17 protein-coding genes are annotated in these 18100 nt (G+C 70.6%); 7 read left to right on the top strand and 10 right to left on the bottom strand.

Annotated elements, in window-relative coordinates:
* Positions 1-136: 136 nt before the first annotated feature.
* From ADK57_RS32955 to ADK57_RS32935, 5 genes are all read right to left on the bottom strand, one after another.
* Positions 137-1138 carry a TerC/Alx family metal homeostasis membrane protein gene (locus ADK57_RS32955; RefSeq protein WP_199830734.1) on the bottom strand — a complete coding sequence of 334 codons (1002 nt, stop codon included), beginning with the start codon at positions 1136-1138 and terminating at the stop codon, positions 137-139.
* 226 nt (positions 1139-1364) lie between these two features.
* Positions 1365-3545, bottom strand: coding sequence for a TerD family protein (locus ADK57_RS32950; RefSeq protein WP_053753313.1), 2181 nt, complete (start codon positions 3543-3545; stop codon positions 1365-1367).
* Between the two features lie 49 nt (positions 3546-3594).
* A complete protein-coding gene (locus ADK57_RS32945) occupies positions 3595-4161 on the bottom strand; it encodes a TerD family protein (protein ID WP_053753349.1) in 567 nt (188 codons plus the stop codon).
* A gap of 236 nt (positions 4162-4397) precedes the next feature.
* Positions 4398-6536 carry an excinuclease ABC subunit UvrB gene (uvrB, locus tag ADK57_RS32940; protein WP_053753312.1) on the bottom strand — a complete coding sequence of 713 codons (2139 nt, stop codon included), beginning with the start codon at positions 6534-6536 and terminating at the stop codon, positions 4398-4400.
* An 81-nt stretch (positions 6537-6617) separates the two neighbouring features.
* Positions 6618-7487 carry an MHYT domain-containing protein gene (locus ADK57_RS32935; protein WP_053753311.1) on the bottom strand — a complete coding sequence of 290 codons (870 nt, stop codon included), beginning with the start codon at positions 7485-7487 and terminating at the stop codon, positions 6618-6620.
* Positions 7488-7767: 280 nt separating this feature from the next.
* On the opposite strand from ADK57_RS32935, the gene ADK57_RS32930 reads away from it, so the two are divergent.
* From ADK57_RS32930 to fdhA, 3 genes are all read left to right on the top strand, one after another.
* A complete protein-coding gene (locus ADK57_RS32930) occupies positions 7768-8643 on the top strand; it encodes a glycerophosphodiester phosphodiesterase (protein WP_053753310.1) in 876 nt (291 codons plus the stop codon).
* An 81-nt stretch (positions 8644-8724) separates the two neighbouring features.
* Positions 8725-9279 carry a methylated-DNA--[protein]-cysteine S-methyltransferase gene (locus ADK57_RS32925; RefSeq protein ID WP_053753309.1) on the top strand — a complete coding sequence of 185 codons (555 nt, stop codon included), beginning with the start codon at positions 8725-8727 and terminating at the stop codon, positions 9277-9279.
* 131 nt (positions 9280-9410) lie between these two features.
* Complete coding sequence (gene fdhA / locus ADK57_RS32920) at positions 9411-10637, top strand: formaldehyde dehydrogenase, glutathione-independent (RefSeq protein WP_053753308.1); 1227 nt, start codon at positions 9411-9413, stop codon at positions 10635-10637.
* A 70-nt stretch (positions 10638-10707) separates the two neighbouring features.
* On the opposite strand, the gene ADK57_RS32915 is transcribed toward fdhA, so the two are convergent.
* Positions 10708-11136 (bottom strand): VOC family protein, encoded by a 429-nt coding sequence (locus ADK57_RS32915; protein ID WP_053753348.1) that lies wholly within the window; start codon positions 11134-11136, stop codon positions 10708-10710.
* A gap of 99 nt (positions 11137-11235) precedes the next feature.
* Here ADK57_RS32915 and ADK57_RS32910 point away from each other — a divergent pair, with 99 nt between their 5' ends.
* Both ADK57_RS32910 and ADK57_RS32905 read left to right on the top strand, forming a co-directional pair.
* Positions 11236-12144, top strand: coding sequence for a pseudouridine-5'-phosphate glycosidase (locus ADK57_RS32910; RefSeq protein WP_053753307.1), 909 nt, complete (start codon positions 11236-11238; stop codon positions 12142-12144).
* 50 nt (positions 12145-12194) lie between these two features.
* On the top strand, positions 12195-13103 hold the full coding sequence (locus ADK57_RS32905; protein WP_053753306.1) for a carbohydrate kinase family protein: 909 nt from the start codon (positions 12195-12197) through the stop codon (positions 13101-13103).
* 202 nt (positions 13104-13305) lie between these two features.
* On the opposite strand, the gene ADK57_RS32900 is transcribed toward ADK57_RS32905, so the two are convergent.
* Entirely contained in the window at positions 13306-14100 is a 795-nt protein-coding gene (locus tag ADK57_RS32900) for a methyltransferase domain-containing protein (protein WP_053753305.1), read from the bottom strand.
* A gap of 237 nt (positions 14101-14337) precedes the next feature.
* Here ADK57_RS32900 and ADK57_RS32895 point away from each other — a divergent pair, with 237 nt between their 5' ends.
* Positions 14338-15465: a magnesium and cobalt transport protein CorA gene (locus ADK57_RS32895; RefSeq protein ID WP_053753304.1), complete on the top strand. Its 1128-nt coding sequence runs from the start codon at positions 14338-14340 to the stop codon at positions 15463-15465.
* A gap of 27 nt (positions 15466-15492) precedes the next feature.
* Here the strand turns inward: ADK57_RS32895 and ADK57_RS32890 are convergent, their stop codons facing one another.
* The 3 genes from ADK57_RS32890 to ADK57_RS32880 all read right to left on the bottom strand — a co-directional run bounded on the left by ADK57_RS32890 (position 15493) and on the right by ADK57_RS32880 (position 17172).
* Positions 15493-15924 (bottom strand): CBS domain-containing protein, encoded by a 432-nt coding sequence (locus ADK57_RS32890; RefSeq protein ID WP_053753303.1) that lies wholly within the window; start codon positions 15922-15924, stop codon positions 15493-15495.
* A 123-nt stretch (positions 15925-16047) separates the two neighbouring features.
* The gene (locus ADK57_RS32885; RefSeq protein ID WP_053753302.1) at positions 16048-16461 is read right to left on the bottom strand and encodes a PPOX class F420-dependent oxidoreductase; all 414 of its coding nucleotides are present in this window, start codon (positions 16459-16461) and stop codon (positions 16048-16050) included.
* Positions 16462-16530: 69 nt separating this feature from the next.
* Positions 16531-17172, bottom strand: coding sequence for a uridine kinase (locus ADK57_RS32880; RefSeq protein ID WP_053753301.1), 642 nt, complete (start codon positions 17170-17172; stop codon positions 16531-16533).
* A gap of 97 nt (positions 17173-17269) precedes the next feature.
* Between ADK57_RS32880 and ADK57_RS32875 the strand changes: the two genes are divergently transcribed.
* Positions 17270-17974 carry a DUF2293 domain-containing protein gene (locus ADK57_RS32875; RefSeq protein ID WP_053753300.1) on the top strand — a complete coding sequence of 235 codons (705 nt, stop codon included), beginning with the start codon at positions 17270-17272 and terminating at the stop codon, positions 17972-17974.
* Positions 17975-18100 lie beyond the last annotated feature (126 nt).

Raw genomic sequence — 18100 nt, 5'->3', positions numbered from 1 at the left:
CTTCATGGGTGCCTCCCACCCGGACGAGGGGCGTCCCCGGGCGGGGAACGCTCGGTCCCAACGAAGCACCGGGAGCGGTGGTCGGCAATTCGCCGAGCACCGCTCCCGGTGGTGGTTGTTCCTACGTCCGACGTGGTCAGGCCTCGATGCTGTCCTTCGGAGCGCCTTCGCTCTGCTCCTGCGCCGCCTCGGCCGCCGCCTGCTTCTTGGACGCTCGCAGGCTGGTGATCGTGGTGACGATCAGGACGGCGCAGATCACGCCGAGGGAGACCGGGATGCTGATCTCCGGGACGTGGACCCCGGACTCGTGCAGCGCGTGCAGGACCAGCTTGACGCCGATGAAGCCGAGGATGATCGACAGGCCGTAGCTGAGGTGGACCAGCTTCCTGAGCAGGCCGCCGATCAGGAAGTACAGCTGCCTCAGGCCCATCAGCGCGAACGCGTTGGCCGTGAAGACGATGTACGGGTCCTGGGTCAGACCGAAGATCGCCGGGATCGAGTCGAGCGCGAACAGGACGTCCGTCGTACCGATCGCGAGCATCACGACCAGCATCGGGGTCATGACCCGCTTGCCGTTCTCCTGGATCCACAGCTTGGTGCCGTGGTAGCGGTCGGCCACGCCGAAGCGGCGCTCGGCGGCCTTGAGCAGCTTGTTCTCCTCGAACTCCTCGTCCTCCTCGTCGGCGCGGGCCTCCTGGATGAGCTTCCAGGCGGTCCAGATCAGGAAGGCGCCGAAGAGGTAGAAGACCCACGAGAAGCTGGCGAGGATCGCCGCACCGGCCGCGATGAAGATCGCTCGCAGCACCAGGGCTATGAGGACACCGACCAGCAGCACCCGCTGCTGGTACTGCGAGGGCACAGCGAACTTCGCCATGATCAGAACGAAGACGAAGAGGTTGTCGACACTCAGGGACTTCTCGGTGATGAAGCCCGCGAAGAACTCGCCGGAGGGCTGGCCGCCGGCGAAGACGAGCAGGCCGAGTCCGAAGAGTCCGGCCAGGACGATCCAGACGATCGTCCAGATTCCGGCTTCCTTGATGGACACGTCGTGCGGCTTGCGGCCGATGAAGAAGTCGACCGCGATGAGGGCGGCAAGGCCCACGATCGTCAGGACCCACAGGGTCAGGGAAACATCCACTGCGCCTCCGGCAGATACGTAACGGCAAGTAACCAGCGTCGTCGCGCTGCCGGAGGTCTCTTCCACCCAGGATGGGCCGACGCCCCGGGATCTGGCCTGATCCGTATTGACGGGTACGCCGCAGTCGACAGGGAGTACTCCCCTCCGTGGCGACAACGGTACCCAATCACCAAGGAAAGGTAAAGCGATTGGCAAAATAAGGGTCAAACCAGCTGGTCAGAAGCCTTTACGTGTACTTGGTGCGAGCCGCCGCGACCTGGGTGAGCACCTGCTGGAGCACCTGGCTGCCGGGCGGCAGGAGCGAGGGGTCGTACGTCCAGGCATGCCCGACCCACGGGTCCGCGAGGTGGTCGTCCGGCACCGGAGTGAGGCGTAGCAGCGAACGCCACAACGGGTCGAGCAACGGGCCGTACTCGGCGGCTTGCTCACGGTCCGCGACCATCATCAGGTGGACGCCGACGGCCGGTCCCTCGTCCGCGAGGTAGCGGAGCCGGGTCACGGCGCGGTCGTCGAAGCCGTGCGGGAAGTCGTTCACGATCAGCAGTTGCTCGGCGGTGTCGAGACCGGGCGGGAGCGAGTCGGCCGCGCCCGCGCGCACCGCCATCTGCACCAGGTCGACGCGCTCGGTGAGCCGGCCCAGGACGTCCGCCACGCCTGCCGCCCCTACGGCGGGCGGGGCGGCGAGCACACCCGTCCGCACCAGCGGAGCGAGCGGCTGGGCCGCCGAACCGGCGGGGTCGATGACGTGCACGGTGAACTCGCCCGCCGGATACACGGCCAGCAGCCGGGCCGCGTGCGCCACCGCCGTCTCCATCGCGAGGCGTCCCAGGTCGTAGGAGTCCGTGAACGAGCCGTCGAGCGACCCGGCCGCTCCGCTGTCGATCCACAGACCGCGCTCCAACGGCAGGCGGACCAGCAACGGTATCCGCAGCTCGGCGGCCTCGGGCAGGTGCAGGTCTCCGAGGCGCAGGGCCATGGGCACCTCCATCGGCACGCGGTAGCCGTGCCACACGGGGTTGTCCCAGCGCGCGTACGCCGGCGGCAGCGCGGGCTCGACGACGTCGGCCTCGGCGGTGAGCTGGGCGAGGTCCCGGTCGAGGACCGCTCTGGCCCGGTCGACGAGCTGGGAGCGCTTGGCCCGGGCCGTCTCCCGCGCGGCGTCGCCCTGTCCCCCGAGCCGACTGCGCGGGTCGGACAGAGCCTGGTCGAGTTCCTTCTCCATGCGCGAGTCGGCGAAGTCGACGGCGCTGCGGTACGCGGCCATGGTGCGGGCCAGGTCCTCGAACATGCCCCACACCTGGTTGTAGAGCCGCTCGTCCATGGACCACCCGGTGGCGTCGCCCGCGACCGGCTGCGCCGGCTGTCCGGGCTGGGCCGGGGGCGCCGTCGGCGGGGGCGGCGGAGCCGCGCTCTGCCGCCGCGGGTGGCTGTAGTCGATCGGGCCGCCGCCGGGGGTGGCACCGGGCGTGTGGGCGACCGCGGAGGTGTCCTCGGGCGCGGGCCCCTGGGGGTGGCCGGGCTGCGGTGCGGCGGCTGCCGCGGGGGGCTGCGCGCTGTAGGGGGATGTGGGTTGTTGCGGTGTGCCTGCCGCGGGGGCGTCCTGCGTGCCGTAGGGCGCGCCGGGCTGCTGGGGGGCGCCGGCCGCCGGAGTGCCCTGCGGGCCGTACGGAGACGTGGGCTGTGCCGGGACGCCTGGTGCCTGCGTTCCGTATGGGGGCATCGGCTGTTGCGGTACGACGCTGGAGGTCCCCTGGGGCGCGGGGCCGCCCTGGTCGCCGCCGAGGGCCGGTGCGGCCGTCTGTCGGGAGCGGTCGGGGTCCGTGGGGCGCGGCGGGGCCGGGAGCGAGCGGGCCAGGCCCCGGGCCACCGCCTCGTTGATGCCGGTCGCCAGCTGGTGGGCCTCGGGCAGGCCCTGGTCGGTGAGGAGCTCGGCGAGTCCGCCCGCGTACCCCTGTCCGACGGCACGGACTTTCCAGGCGCCCTGGCGGCGGTAGAGCTCCAGGGCGACGACGGCCGACTCGGCGTCCAGACCGGTGATCGTGTAGCTGGCGACCTGGGTGCCGTCGAGGTCGGTGACCGCGACGAACGGGGCGGCTACGGCGCCGAAGCTCGCCGGTCCTCCCCCGCCCGCCGCGGGCAGGGCGAGCAGCACGCTGACCCGGTGCACTGCCTCCGGCACGGCGCCGAGGTCGACCGCGAGACGGTGGTCGGCGGCCGCCTGACGGGAGACCTCGAGCCCCGGCAACATGGGGGCGCCCGGGTGGGCGACCCACTCGACACCGTGCACCTTGCCGTGCTCGTCGCCGAGCGTGGCCCCCGCCACGATCGGCGTGCCGGCCGCGACCCGGACCTCGAGACGGGCCTGGGAGAGCGGGTGATTCTGTCCCCGCACCAGCTCGGCCGTCATCGCCTTCTCCCCCTGTGTCGTTGTGTCGAGTGCTGCCCGCCGTGCCGCCCTACAGGTGCGGCAGGATCGCCGGCATCAGGTCCTGGAAGGTGCGGCCGTTGGCCGGAGTGCCGAGGGCCGTCATCGTCCAGCCCGGGCCCGTGCGGTGCACCTTGGCCATGATCTGCGCCGTGTAGGCACCGCCGCCCGCGAGTGTGTAGCGCGCGAGTTCCTGGCCGTTGGTCTCGTCGACCAGGCGGCAGAACGCGTTCTGCACCTCCTGGAAGGTCTGGCCCGTGAAGGAGTTCACGGTGAAGACGATCTGGTCGATGTGGACCGGCACCCGCGCCAGGTCGACGAGGATCGCCTCGTCGTCGCCGCCCTGACCCACGCCGCCGACGAGATTGTCGCCGGTGTGGCGCACCGAGCCGTCGTCACTCACCAGGTGGCGGAAGAAGACGACGTCGACCGGCTGCTTGTCCGCGAACAGGACGGCCGAGGCGTCGAGGTCGACCTCCCGGGTGCGCGAGCCGAACAGACCGCGCCGGGGCGCCGCCTGCCAGCCGAGACCCATGCGCACGGCCGTCAGGCTGCCACCGTCACTCTTCTGCAGGCTGATGGCCTGACCCTTGGTCAGATTGACGCCGCCGCCGGGCGCGCCGCCCTTGGATACGTCCACCACGGGCTGGTCCCCTCTCGTATTTCCCCTGTTGCCGCGGGATCCGCGGATGACCCGAACCCTACGCAGGGTCACTGACAGTGCCGTACCCCGGTCCGCACTTTGTGTCGGTCTTGCAACACAGCACGCATGCACCGGGGGTGACGGATCTCGGAAGGCGCCGATCCGGTCGGTGACCGGCCCTTCGTGGACCCTCAGGCCAGGCCGGCCTCCCTCATCTGGCGGAGTTCCTTCTTCATCTCGGAGACCTCGTCGCGCAGCCGGGCCGCGATCTCGAACTGGAGGTCGGCTGCGGCGGCGCGCATGCGCTCGGTCATCTCCTCGATCTGCCCGGCGAGCTCGGCTGCGGGGCGGTCGGTCGGCACCGCCTCCTTGGCCTTGCCCTTGGCGGCCTTGGTGCCCTTGGCCGCCTTGTCGCCGAGAGCGGGCACGGGAGCCTTGGCGCCCTTGCCGTCCTTCAGCTTGCGGTAGCCGGAACCGAGCAGCTGCTCGGTGTCGATGTCCTCGCGGGCGATCTGCGCGACGATGTCGTTGATCTTCTTGCGGAGCGGCTGGGGGTCGATGCCCCTCTCCTCGTTGTATGCGACCTGCTTCTCCCGGCGGCGGTTGGTCTCCTCGATGGCCTTCTCCATCGCCGGGGTGATCTTGTCGGCGTACATGTGGACCTGGCCGGAGACATTGCGCGCCGCGCGGCCGATGGTCTGGATGAGCGAGGTGCCCGAGCGCAGGAAGCCCTCCTTGTCGGCGTCGAGGATCGCCACCAGGGACACCTCGGGCAGGTCGAGACCCTCGCGGAGGAGGTTGATTCCGACCAGCACGTCGAACTCGCCGGACCGCAGCTCGCGCAGCAACTCGACCCGGCGCAGGGTGTCGACGTCGCTGTGCAGGTAGCGCACCTGGATGCCGAGCTCGAGGAAGTAGTCGGTGAGGTCCTCGGCCATCTTCTTGGTGAGGGTGGTGACCAGGACGCGCTCGTCCTTCTCGACGCGCCCCCTGATCTCGTGCACCAGGTCGTCGATCTGGCCCTCGGTGGGCTTGACGACGACCTCCGGGTCGATCAGGCCGGTGGGGCGGATGATCTGTTCGACGGCGCCGTCCGCGCGCGAGAGCTCGTACTTGCCGGGGGTCGCCGACAGGTAGACGGTCTGCCCGGTGCGCTCCTGGAACTCCTCCCACTTCAGGGGGCGGTTGTCCAGGGCTGAGGGCAGCCGGAAACCGTGGTCGACGAGGGTGCGCTTGCGGGAGGCGTCGCCCTCGTACATGGCGCCGATCTGCGGGACGGTGACGTGGGACTCGTCGATGACGAGCAGGAAGTCGTCCGGGAAGTAGTCCAGCAGGGTGTTCGGCGGGGAACCGGGCTCGCGGCCGTCGAAGTGCATCGAGTAGTTCTCGACTCCGGAGCAGGAGCCGATCTGGCGGAGCATCTCCAGGTCGTACGTCGTGCGCATCCTCAGGCGCTGGGCCTCCAGGAGCTTGCTCTGCTTCTCCAGCTCGGCCAGGCGTTCCCCGAGCTCCTTCTCGATGTCGTTCACGGCCCGCTCCAGGCGCTCGGGGCCGGCGACGTAGTGGGAGGCGGGGAAGACGTACAGCTGCTGGTCGTCGCTGATGATCTCGCCGGTGAGCGGGTGCAGGGTGGACAGGGCCTCGATCTCGTCGCCGAACATCTCGATGCGGACGGCGAGTTCCTCGTAGACCGGGAAGATCTCGATGGTGTCGCCGCGGACGCGGAAGGTGCCGCGGGTGAAGGCCAGGTCGTTGCGCGTGTACTGGATGTCCACGAAGCGGCGCAGCAGCTGGTCCCGGTCGATCTCGTCGCCGATCCTGAGGGGGACCATGCGGTCCACGTACTCCTGCGGAGTGCCGAGGCCGTAGATGCACGACACCGAGGCGACCACGACGACGTCGCGGCGGGTGAGCAGCGAGTTGGTCGCGGAGTGGCGCAGCCGCTCGACCTCCTCGTTGATCGAGGAGTCCTTCTCGATGTAGGTGTCCGACTGCGGGACGTAGGCCTCGGGCTGGTAGTAGTCGTAGTACGAGACGAAGTACTCGACTGCGTTGTTCGGCAGCAGCTCCCGGAACTCGTTGGCCAGCTGAGCGGCCAGCGTCTTGTTCGGCGCCATCACGAGGGTGGGTCGCTGGAGCTTCTCGATCATCCACGCGGTGGTGGCGGACTTGCCGGTGCCGGTCGCGCCGAGCAGGACGACATCCTTCTCACCGGCCTCGATGCGCCGGGCGAGCTCGGCGATGGCCGCGGGCTGGTCGCCGCTGGGCTGGTACGGGCTGACGACCTCGAAGGGCGCCACCGTGCGTTCGATGTGGGAAACGGGCCGCATGTCACCAACCGTACGACCCCCCACTGACAACGCGGCCGGATCAGCGGTTTTGCACGCGGGGGCCTCGGCGGACCTGACCGGTCAGCGGTTCTGCGGGGTGCGGGAGTCCCGGTGGCCCAGGTTCCGGCGGGTGCGGAGGGAGGGGCGGCGGGGGGCGGGGTGGGAGACCAGTTCGCGGGCGGGAACACCCGGCTTGTTCTCGACCGGGGTCCAGGCGGGCTTCCCCATCACCATCAACGGGTCGAACATCACGACGACGCCGGCGAGGAGCAGGAAGGCGAGCGGGCCGATCATCATGGGCGCGATCAGGGAGGTCGCGGAGTCGCCCCCGGTGGGGGCGTTGGTGCTGTGCAGATGGACCCTGAGAGCGGCCATGCCCGTGTAGTGCATGCCGGTCACGGCGAGCCCCATGATGAGGCTCGCGCCCACGCTCCACAGAAAGCCGCGCACCTGCCCGGCGGCCCACAGGGCGGCGGTGGCGGCGACGACGGCTATGACCACGGACGCGGCCACGGTGAAGGTGTCGTACTCCAGCTTGCCGTTGAGACGCATGCCGGCCATGCCCAGGTAGTGCATCGAGGCGACGCCCAGGCCGGTGATGGCACCGCCGGTCATCAGGGCCGTTCCGGCCGCACCCCGGTAGCCGACGATGAAGATCCCGATGCCCACCATCACGATGGCCACACCCAGACTCGCGAACGTCGTCGCCCTGTCGTAGTGGATCGGCGCCTGCTCGACCTTGAAGCCCATCATCGCGACGAAGTGCATGGTCCATATGCCCGAGCCGATCGCGGCCGAGCCGAGTGCCAGCCATCCGGGGCGCCAGGAGTTGCCGACCAGCATGGATCTGGTGGTGCAGCGCAGGCCGAGGGCCCCGCCCAGGCAGGCCATGAGGTAAGCCACCAGCGGTGTGACGAGTCCGTAGCTGAATCCGTCGACCGTGCCTTGCATGCGCGGCTACCCTTCCGCCCTTTTGCTTCCCGGAATTCCCTGATGTGCGCCCCTTCCCAGGACCGCCCGAGCGGTCAGGGTTGACGCAGAGAGTATGACTCCCACCGGAATGGTCGAACGATTTTCCGGCAAAGAAACACGCCCTTGCCCCAGTTGTGCGGCATCAGTGAGCGGACTCGGGACAACCTCATTCAACTTGTGGCCATTCTGCACCCCTCTACTGTTGACCCTCTGCTGTCACAGTTGTGCTGTCCGTGATCGCTCGACGCGAGGAGTACGCATGCACGCGCGCGCACTTGCCGCCACGACCACCGCGCTCCTGGGGACCGCCGCGTCCCTGTTTCCCACCTCCGACGTCCGCGCCGCCGAGGCCGCCACGCGCCCCACGGTCATCGCCCACAGGGGTGCTTCCGCCTACGCGCCCGAGAACACCCTGGCCGCCGTCGACAAGGCGGCCGCGCTGGGCATCGACTGGGTCGAGAACGACGTCCAGCGCACCAAGGACGGCGAGCTCGTCGTCCTCCACGACGACAATCTGCGGCGCACCACCGACGTCGAGGAGGTCTTCCCCGGCCGGGCGCCCTGGAAGGTGCGGGACTTCACCGCCGCAGAGATCGCGCACCTCGACGCGGGCAGCTGGTTCGGCCCCGCGTACAGGGGCGCACGCGTGCCCACGCTCAAGCAGTACGTGCGCCGCGTCGAGGTCCACCATCAGAAGCTCCTCCTGGAGATCAAGAACCCGGACCTGTATCCCGGCATCGAGGGCCACACCCTGAAGGTCCTCGGCAACGAGGGCTGGCTCGACAGGCAGCACCTCGCGGGCCGGCTGATCGTGCAGAGCTTCGGCGCGGCCAGCGTGCGCGCGGTCCACGAACTGCAACCCGGCGTCAGGACCGGCTTCCTCGGTACGCCGTCCGTGGCGAACCTGTCCGCGTACGCGGCCTTCGCCGACCAGATCAACCCCTCGCACAGCTCCCTCTCCGGGAGGTACGTCTCCGCCGTCCACTCCTTCAAGGGTCCGCACGGCAGGCCGCTGAAGGTCCTCACCTGGACCGTCGACACCGCGGCCACCGCCCGTAAGGTCGCCGGGTACGGCGTCGACGGCGTCATCAGCAACAAACCGGACGTGGTGCGCGCCGCGCTGCGCTGCGACTGAAGAACCCCGACCGGCCGGGGAGCCTCGGCTCCTCGGGCACTCGCACGGGCGTTGTCAGTGGTGGCCCGTACGGTGGATCGCATGAACAGCGATGGGCAGGACGAGCGGCAGATCGTGTGGACCGTCGTCGCCACCGACATCGGTCCGCTGCTGCTGGCCGCGACCCGCGAGGGTCTGGTCAATGTGGTGTTCCACGCCACGGACGAGGTCCGCGACAAGGCGCTGGACCGGCTCGCGTCCCGGCTGGGAGGCGAGCCCGTCGAGGCGCCCGCCTCCCCGCTGCTGGCCGAGGCGATACGCCAGGTGGAGGCGTACTTCGCGGGTGAGCGGCACGACTTCGAGCTGCCTCTGGACTGGTCGCTGATCTCGGGCTTCAACCGTCAGGTGCTGCGCGAGCTGGCGTCCGGCGTCTCGTTCGGCTCGGTGGTCGGGTACGGCGATCTGGCGGGGCGCGTGGGTCAGCCGGGCGCGGCCCAGGCGGTGGGCGTGGCGATGGGCTCCAATCCGCTGCCGGTCGTCGTGCCCTGTCACCGGGTCGTGGAGAGCGACGGCGGCATCGGCGGGTTCGGGGGCGGCCTGGAGACCAAGCGGAAGCTGCTGGCCCTGGAGGGTGTGCTGCCCGAGCCGCTGTTCTGAGCCGTCGGGCGACACGGCGCGCGCGACGGCTGGCCGGAAGGCCGAGGCGGTAGCAGACTCCGCCATGCGCACAGCCGCTGGCATCCGACTGGCATCCGCAAGACGCGGAGCCGAAGGGACGGCGATCACGCATGAGCGGAAACAGGGCAGTGGCGTATCTCAAGCCGGGGGCGGTGGAGGTCAGGACCATCGACCACCCGACGCTGGAACTCCAGGACGGGCCGGGGGTCGCTCCGCGCAACGTCGGCCGTAAGTGCCGGCACGGGGTGATCCTCAAGGTGCTCGCCAGCAACATCTGCGGCAGCGACCAGCACATGGTGCGCGGGCGGACGACCGCGCCCGAGGGGCTGGTCCTCGGACACGAGATCACCGGAGAGGTCGTCGAACGGGGTCCGGACGTCGAGTTCATCGACGTCGGCGACATCGTCTCCGTACCGTTCAACATCGCCTGCGGGCGGTGCCGCAACTGCAAGGAGCGCAAGACCGGCATCTGTCTGAACGTCAACCCCGCTCGTCCGGGGGCCGCTTACGGCTATGTCGACATGGGCGGCTGGGTCGGCGGCCAGGCCGAGTACGCGCTGGTCCCGTACGCGGACTTCAACCTGCTGAAGTTCCCGGACCGGGACGAGGCGCGCGAGAAACTGCTCGACCTGACCATGCTGTCGGACATCTTCCCGACCGGCTTCCACGGCGCGGTCACCGCCGGCGCGGGCGTCGGCTCGACGGTGTACGTCGCCGGGGCCGGCCCGGTGGGACTGGCCGCGGCCGCGTCGGCGCAGCTCCTGGGTGCCGCCGTGGTCATCGTCGGTGACCTCAACGCCGAACGCCTCGCCCAGGCGCGGAGCTTCGGTTGCGAGACCGTCGACGTGTCGCGCGGAAGCGTGGAGGAGCAGATCGCCGAGATCCTCGGGGAGCCCGAGGTGGACGCGGCGGTCGACGCGGTCGGCTTCGAGGCACGGGCCCACGGCAAGGACGCCCCGGAGGCGCCCGCGACCGTCCTCAACTCGCTGATGGGCCTGACGCGCGCGGGCGGCGCCGTGGGCATCCCCGGGCTGTACGTCACGGACGACCCTGGAGGCGTCGACGAGGACGCGAAGATGGGGACGCTCAAGGTGCGGCTCGGGCTCGGCTGGGCCAAGAGCCACCGCTTCACCACCGGACAGTGCCCGGTGATGAGGTACAACCGGAGCCTGATGATGGCGATCCTGCACGGGCGCGTGCACATCGCCAAGGCCGTCAACGCGACCGTCATCGGGCTGGATGACGCCCCGCGCGGCTACGCCGAGTTCGACCAGGGCGCGAGCCGCAAGTACGTGCTGAACCCGCACGGCGCGCTGGACGGCGTACGGCCGGTCTGACGTCTCTCAAAATGAGGGGTCAAGCCCTCGAAAAAGGGAGGGGGCCACGCGCGCGTGGCCCCCTCGCACGCTAGTTGTAGTGTCGCGCCTCGAAGACATTGCCGTCCGGATCGCGGAAGTAGAAGCTCCGCCGGGCCATTCCGCGCGCGCCGAAGGAGTCGTACGAGAAGTCCGAGACGGGGACCGACCGTTCCTCCAGGCGGGCGCGCAGTGCCTCGAAGTCGTCGCCGGGCAGGGCCAGGCAGACGTGGTTGACCGGGTGGCCCGCGCTGTCGGCGGCGCCGGGGACCATCTTCATGGTCTCCGCCAGGGAGAGCGGCATGAGGTCGAAGATGGTCTCGTCATTGAGCCGTACGGAGGGGAAGGACACCGCCCCCGCGGCGAAGTCGGTGATCCTCAGGGGTTCCATGCCGACCGCCTTCTCGTAGAAGTCGGCCGCCGCCACCGGGTCCTGCACCCAGAGGACGACATGGTCGAGACGTGTCGTGTTGTCCGTCATGCTGCCCAGGCTGGTGTCGTCCCCCACAGGCCGCAAGTGTTTGACGGGGTGCGCCGCCCGCCAGAGATGAGGGAAGACCGACCGACAGGAGGCAGGCACGTGGTGCTGGTGGTGTCCGAGGAAGTGCGCGACGCGATCGACGCGCGTCAACCCGTGGTGGCCCTGGAGTCCACGATCATCGCGCACGGGCTGCCGCGCCCGCGCAATCTGCAGGTGGCTCTGGAGCTGGAGGCCGTCGTACGGCAGCAGGGTGCCGTGCCCGCGACGATCGCCGTGCTGGACGGACGACCCCATGTCGGCCTGGACAAGACGCAGTTGGAGCGGGTCGCGAACGAGGACGGCATCCGCAAGCTGGGCCACCGTGACCTGCCGCTCGCGGTCGCCTCCGGGGCGAGCGGGGCGACCACGGTGTCGGCGACCGCGCTGCTGGCGGCACTGGCGGGCGTACGGGTGTTCGCCACGGGCGGGCTCGGCGGAGTGCACCGGGAGTGGACGGTGACGCAGGACGAGTCGGCCGACCTGGGGCTGCTGGCCCGGACACGGGTCACCGTGGTGTGCGCGGGTGTGAAGTCGATCCTGGACGTGCCGGCGACACTGCAGCGGCTGGAGACGCTGGGGGTCGCGGTGGCCGGCTACGGCACGGACCGGTTCCCCGGCTTCTACCTGTCCGACTCGGGACATCCCGTGGAGTGGACGCTGGACAGCCCCGGGCAGGTGGCGGACGTGATGCGGGCGCAGGACGCGATCGACGGGCCCGAGTCGGCACTGATCGTCGCCAACCCGGTGCCCGAGGAGGAGCAGCTGGATCCCGAGCTGCACGCGCGCGTGCTCGCCGACGCGCTGCACGCGTGCGAGGAGTCGGGGGTCACGGGGCAGGGAGTCACGCCGTTCCTGCTGAACTACCTGGTGCAGCACACCGACGGCGCCTCGCTGACCGCCAATCTCGCGGCGGTGCGCGGCAACGTACGGCTGGCGGCGCGGATCGCGGCGGCCTGGGCCAGGGCGTGACGGAGCGGGCTGGGCGCGGTACGGCCGCCGCGGATCACCGGCGCGGCGGAGTGCACCCGGACGGCGCGCTGCTGGTCGTCGGAGACGTCGTGACGGACGTCGTGGCCCGGCACCGGGGGCCGCTCGCGGCGGGTACGGACACCGCGGCGGCGATCCGGACGGTGCCGGGCGGGGCGGGCGCCAACGTGGCGTGCTGGGCCGCTCACCGAGGCGGTGCAGAGGTGCGGCTGCTCGGACGGGTGGGCGCGGACTCGGCCGCGTGGCACGAGCGGGAGCTGGTCGCGTGCGGCGTGCGTCCCCGGCTGATCGTCGACCCCGAGGCGCCGACCGGGACGGTGATCTGTCTCGTCGACACGGGTGCCGCCGCCGAGCGGACGTTCCTCACGGACAGCGGCGCGGCGCTGCGACTCGCGCCCGAGGACTGGTCGGACGCGCTGCTCGACGGGGTGGCGCGGCTGCATCTGTCCGGCTACCTGATGTTCTCCGAGCCGAGCCGCGCGCTGGTGGCGGTCGCACTGGAGGCGGCACGCGCACGTGGGGTGCCGGTGAGCATGGATCCGGCGTCGACCGGTTTCCTCGTGGAGCTGGGGGTCGACCGTTTCCTGGCGCTCGTCGAGGGCGTGGACGTTCTGCTGCCCAGCCGTGACGAGGCATGCCTGCTCACGGGGTTGCCCGATGCGGCGGACGCGGCGGCCAAGCTGAGCCGCCACGTCCCGCTGGTGGTCGCCAAGCAGGGCGCGGAGGGTGCGCTGGTGGCCCGCTCCGGCACCGTGGTCGCCCACGTCCCCGCGATACCCGCGACACCCCGGGACACCACCGGAGCCGGCGACGCGTTCACGGGCGCCTTCCTCGCCGCCCTCCTCATAGGCGCCGGGCCCGAGGCCGCGGCAGCGGAGGGGTGCCGGGCGGGGTCGGCGGCGGTGGAGCGGGTGGGGGGTCGACCGCCGGTGAACAGCTGACGAGAGTGGGGCGATCGCCGATGATCGCTGACGAGAGCGGGGCGGGCGCTTGTGGACGGCTGACGGGAGCTCGTCGGGAGGACCGCCCTTGAACGGCCGACAGCGGACGGCCGACAGCGGGCCGACAACGGCCGCGCCGCCCACCCGTGGCGCCGGGCCTGGGGCTCCCGGGGTCAACTACCGCTGTTCTACCGCTGTTCTCCTACGCCTTACGGCCCCATGCCGAGATCATCGGTGCCGTGGCGAGGTCCATGGCACCCGAGGCCACGTTCGCGAGGTGGCGGTCGATGTCCTCGTCCGTGGCGAGGCCGGCGGTGACGAGCTGGTCGCGGATCTGGCGGATCGTGGCAGATTCCAGGGCGGCGCAGGCGGGCGAGGTGACCGGGAAGTACGCGTCGGCCTCCACCCGGCGCAGACCGGCCTCACGGAGCAGGCGCGGAAGCCTGCGGCCGTAGGCGAGGTCGGCGCCGCGGTCGGCGAGGAGTTGGCGGAAGCCCTGCCGCAGCCGGTTCGCCAGCTGCTGCTCGGGGCCGTGGTCGTCGGGGCAGAGCAGGGGCTGCAGGGCGGGATCGGCGTCCTCGATCAGGATCCGTCCGCCGGGGCGCAGGGCCTTGACCATCGATCGCAGCGCCCTTTCCCGGTCCGGCACATGGACGAGGACGAGCCGGGCGTGGACCAGGTCGAACCCCTCCCCGGGCGGCTCCTGGGCGCCGACGTCGTGGACGCGTACCTCGACCGGCGGGCGGGCGGCCGCGGCGAGGCGCGAGGTCTCGATGTCGGTCGCGACGACCCGTCCGGTCGGGCCGACCTTCTTGGCCAGCCAGGACACCACCGAGGTGCCGCCGGCGCCGACCTCCCAGCAGCGCCAGCCGGGTCCGATGCCGAACGCTTCGAGGTGCCGGAAGGTCGTGGGGTCGAAGAGGGTGGCGAAAGCGTCGAAACGCTCCGCCGCCTCGGTCTGCCGGTTGTCGAGGAGATACCCGTCGGTTCGCATCATGCCGCGATCATCCCAGTTACCCGTCTTGTCCGGAGCGGTTGACGCGGCGCCTACGACGAGATGGCCCACACTCCGCCCGGTGATCCCCCCGTCCCGGTCGTATCCGTTGTCCACAGCCGGGAACAAAGCGGAGCCCCCTGTTCCCACAGGCTTACCCGGCCCTCACCCCGAGCTGGCAAACTGGCTCGCCAGGACGCGGAAACGCGGTACGAGGGAGATCCACGCAAGGAGATCCAGATGTCCATGGCAGGGAATCTGCGGAAGGTCACGAGCCTCCGCAGGGTCGGCGGCCTCCGCAAGGTGGCACGGCTGGCACGGCGGCGCCCGCGCGTCGACCTGAGCCACCCGGCCCGGTCCCCGCTGGGGTCCTCGGTGGTGAACTGCGTGACGTACCGGGACGGCGTCCGGCTCCCGGCCGGCGTCGATCTGGTCGACGCGGTGGAACGGGTGCGCAAGAACCGCGACGGCTTCGTCTGGCTCGGTCTCCACGAGCCCACGGACCAGGAGTTCGCGGGGATCGCGGAGCTCTTCGATCTGCATCCGCTGGCGGTCGAGGACGCGGTGGAGGCCCACCAGCGCCCGAAGCTGGAGCGCTACGGCGAGACGCTGTTCGCGGTGTTCAAGACGGTCTGTTACGTCGAGCACGAGGAACTCACGGCGACCAGCGAGGTGGTCAACACCGGCGAGATCATGGTGTTCGTCGGCCATGACTTCGTGATCACGGTACGACACGGACGGCACGGCTCACTGGGCCCGCTGCGCGAGGAGCTGGAGGCCGCTCCCCAGCAGCTCGCCAAGGGACCGGCGGCCGTGCTGCACGCGATCGCGGACCACGTGGTCGACGACTACCTGAACGTCACCGACGCCGTGCAGGCGGACATCGACCTGGTCGAGATGGCCGTGTTCGCGGAGAACGGCGCGCGAGTCGACGCGGGACGCATCTACCAGCTCAAGCGTGAACTCCTGGAGCTGAAGCGAGCCGTGGTCCCGCTCGGCCGACCGCTCGAGGATCTCGCCACCCGGCCGATCCGGGTGGTCGATCCGGAGATACAGGCCTACTTCCGCGACGTCTCCGACCATCTGCTGCGAGCCAAGGAACAAATCGCCGCGTTCGACGAACTGCTCAACTCGATTCTGCAGGCGCACCTCGCGCAGGTGACGGTCGCGCAGAACGAGGACATGCGGAAGATCACGGCGTGGGCCGCGATAGTCGCCGTACCGACCATGGTCTGCGGGGTGTACGGCATGAACTTCGACCACATGCCGGAGCTGCACTGGCGGTACGGCTACGGCATGGTGATCGGCGTGATATCCGTCGCGTGTCTGGTGCTGTACCGCGGATTCCGGCGCAACGGCTGGCTCTGACGGCCGGGGCGACCGGGCGGAACGGGTTCAGCGGCGGTCAGAAGTCCTGGCGTAGACGCTCCCGGCCCAGGACGCGATCTGGTCCTCCGGCAGGTTCTGGGCCAGGTCGGCCTCGCTGATCATGCCGACCAGGCGCTTGTTCTCGATGACGGGGAGCCGGCGGATCTGGTGCTCCTGCATCTCGTGGAGCACCTCGCTGACATCGGCGTTCGCGTCGATCCAGCGGGGGGTGCCATGGGCCATCTCTCCCGCGGTGACCTTGGCGGGGTCACGCCCCATGGCCACACAGCCGACCACGATGTCGCGATCGGTGAGGATGCCGCAGAGCCGCTCGTTCTCGTCGCTGATGGGCAGCGCTCCGACGTTCAGCTCGCGCATCAGCTGGGCGGCGCGGTCCAGGGTCTCGTGGGCGGGGATCCACTGGGCCCCACGGTGCATGATGTCTCCGGCGGTGGTCATGAAGTACCTCCCGGTGCCGGACGGCCGGCGCGGCGCGAGGGGAAGCACCGCAAGTCCCGGCGCCCTACATTCTCGTCGCGCAGCCCGACGCACGCACCCCGGGCCCATGGCCCGTCCGGCGAATCATGCCGAGAAGCCCACGATCTTCCGTGGGACGACCCGGATGATCACGCGGACCTCGTCGTCCTTCTCGGCGGGCGGGTCGATGCCGAGGTACTTGTGCGAGAGGTCGTACGGGAGCCGCTTGCCCTCGTCCGGGAGGATCTCGGCGGTGCCGCGGATCTCGACCGAGGTATAGGGGTTGGCGAGGTCGAAGACCGAGATGCTGATGCGGGGGTCGCGGCGGAGGTTGCGCACCTTCTGGCGTCCGTCGGTGGAGGACAAGAGCACGGTGTCGCCCTCGCGTTTGATCCAGACCACCGAGTTCTGCGGGGCGCCGTCGGGGCCGAGGGTGGCGACGGAGGCGAAGTTCTTGCCGTCGAGGAGGGCGCGGACAGAGCCGTCGAAGGCGACGGAAGCGCCAGAGGAGGTCGTCATGAGGACAGCGTAATTAAATGCATGCGCATATAAAAGCGGTTTGCCGGATCCCTTCCACGCCGGTTCGGATCAGCCGTTCCACGCCGGGTGTCGCGGATCGTCGGCGCGTACCAGGACGTCGGCCGTACCGGCCGGATCGGTCTCGTCCTCGTAGCGCTCGAAGGCGGGGAGGGTCCAGTGCTCGGCATCGGGAGTGCGGCGGCGCAGGGCGCCGGGCGAGAGGAGGACATGGACGGTCAGATCGAAGGGGAACCAGTGGCGCAGCAGAAGGGGGCCGTGCAGCAACAGGAAGCCGCCGGGCGGAAGTTGGACGTAGGGGCTGCGGGTGGCGCGGTCCGTGGTGGGGTCCCACAGGTCGGGCAGGACGCGGCCGTCGCCGTCGGCTTCGAGGGGGCCGAAGACCTCGCGCCAGAGGGAACCTGTGTCGAACCAGCCGTCGTAGTAGGCCTCCACGTCCTGGTGGCCGTACTCCAGGCGGAGCGAGGCGGGGCGCAGGAAACCTTCCGTGCCGACGACCAGCGAGGGACGGCCGCGTATGCGCAGTGCCTCGGAGACCCGGTCGGCGAGGTCGCCCGGGCAGGCCGCCGGGGCGCCGTCGAAGGCGATGCGCGGCCAGGGACTGCCGTCGGCCGGCTTCAGGTCGAGCAGTCGCTCGGCCAGGAGGTCGCCGAGCCGGTCCCAGGTGATCGCTTCGAGTCGCACATGGCCCATGATGCGTCAGGCCGGGGTCGGGCTGCGTTCCGCTCTTGGGCACGGCGGGCGGCGAGCAGGTGGGGGAAGTGGGTTTCGCAGCGGGAATGAACCCCCTATGGCGTCGCTCGCAACTCCCCCGCTCCGGACCGGACTTCTCGTCATCCAGCCGTTGCGGAGACGGCACTGCGCCGAGTGTCGCGGCGGGCCGTTGTCGCTGCTCGTGCTGGAGGACGGTGCGCCGCGGTGCCTCGACTGTGCGGATCTCGGGCACCTGGTGTTCCTGCCGCGCGGTGACACTGCGCTGACGCGCCGGTCGCGGGAGGAGAGTGCGTTGTCGGCGGTGGTCGTACGCTTCAACCGGCGCAAGGGCCGTTACGAGCGGCAGGGCGTCCTCGTCGAGGAGACGGGGCTGGCCCGGGCCGAGGCGCGCTGCCTCGCGGACGCGGAGGCACGTCGGCGACGCCGAGTCCGGGACGCGGCGCGGCGGGCGGCTCAGGACATGCGGTTCGCCGACTCCTTCGCGGCGGAGATACGGCGGCTCTTCCCGGGATGCCCGGCGGACCGGGCGCGGGCGATCGCCGAGCATGCCTCGGCGCGGGGCAGCGGCCGGGTGGGGCGCAGTGCGGCGGGGCGGGCGCTGTCCGAGGGCGCGGTGATCTCGGCGGTCGTGGCATCCGTACGGCATGTGGACACGCGCTACGACCAGTTGCTGATGAGCGGGGTGGCACGGCACGAGGCGCGACGGCGGATCTCGGCAGGGGTGGAGACGGTGCTGCGGGGATGGCGGGCGGAGGGAACAGCGCAAACGGACCTCGGCTGAAGGCGAGGGCCCGCCCCCACGACCACACGCCCCCGCACGGCAACCGTCATTGGCGCCCCGCCCCGCCCCGCACGACCCGCACGACCCGCATCACCGACGCCCCGGCCGACCTGGACTCTCGCGTAT

It is taken from the genome of Streptomyces sp. MMG1533 (assembly GCF_001279775.1).
Classification (GTDB): Bacteria; Actinomycetota; Actinomycetes; order Streptomycetales; family Streptomycetaceae; genus Streptomyces.
Note: the sequence above shows the minus strand (reverse complement) of the source record. Positions and strands in the feature narration are given on the sequence as shown.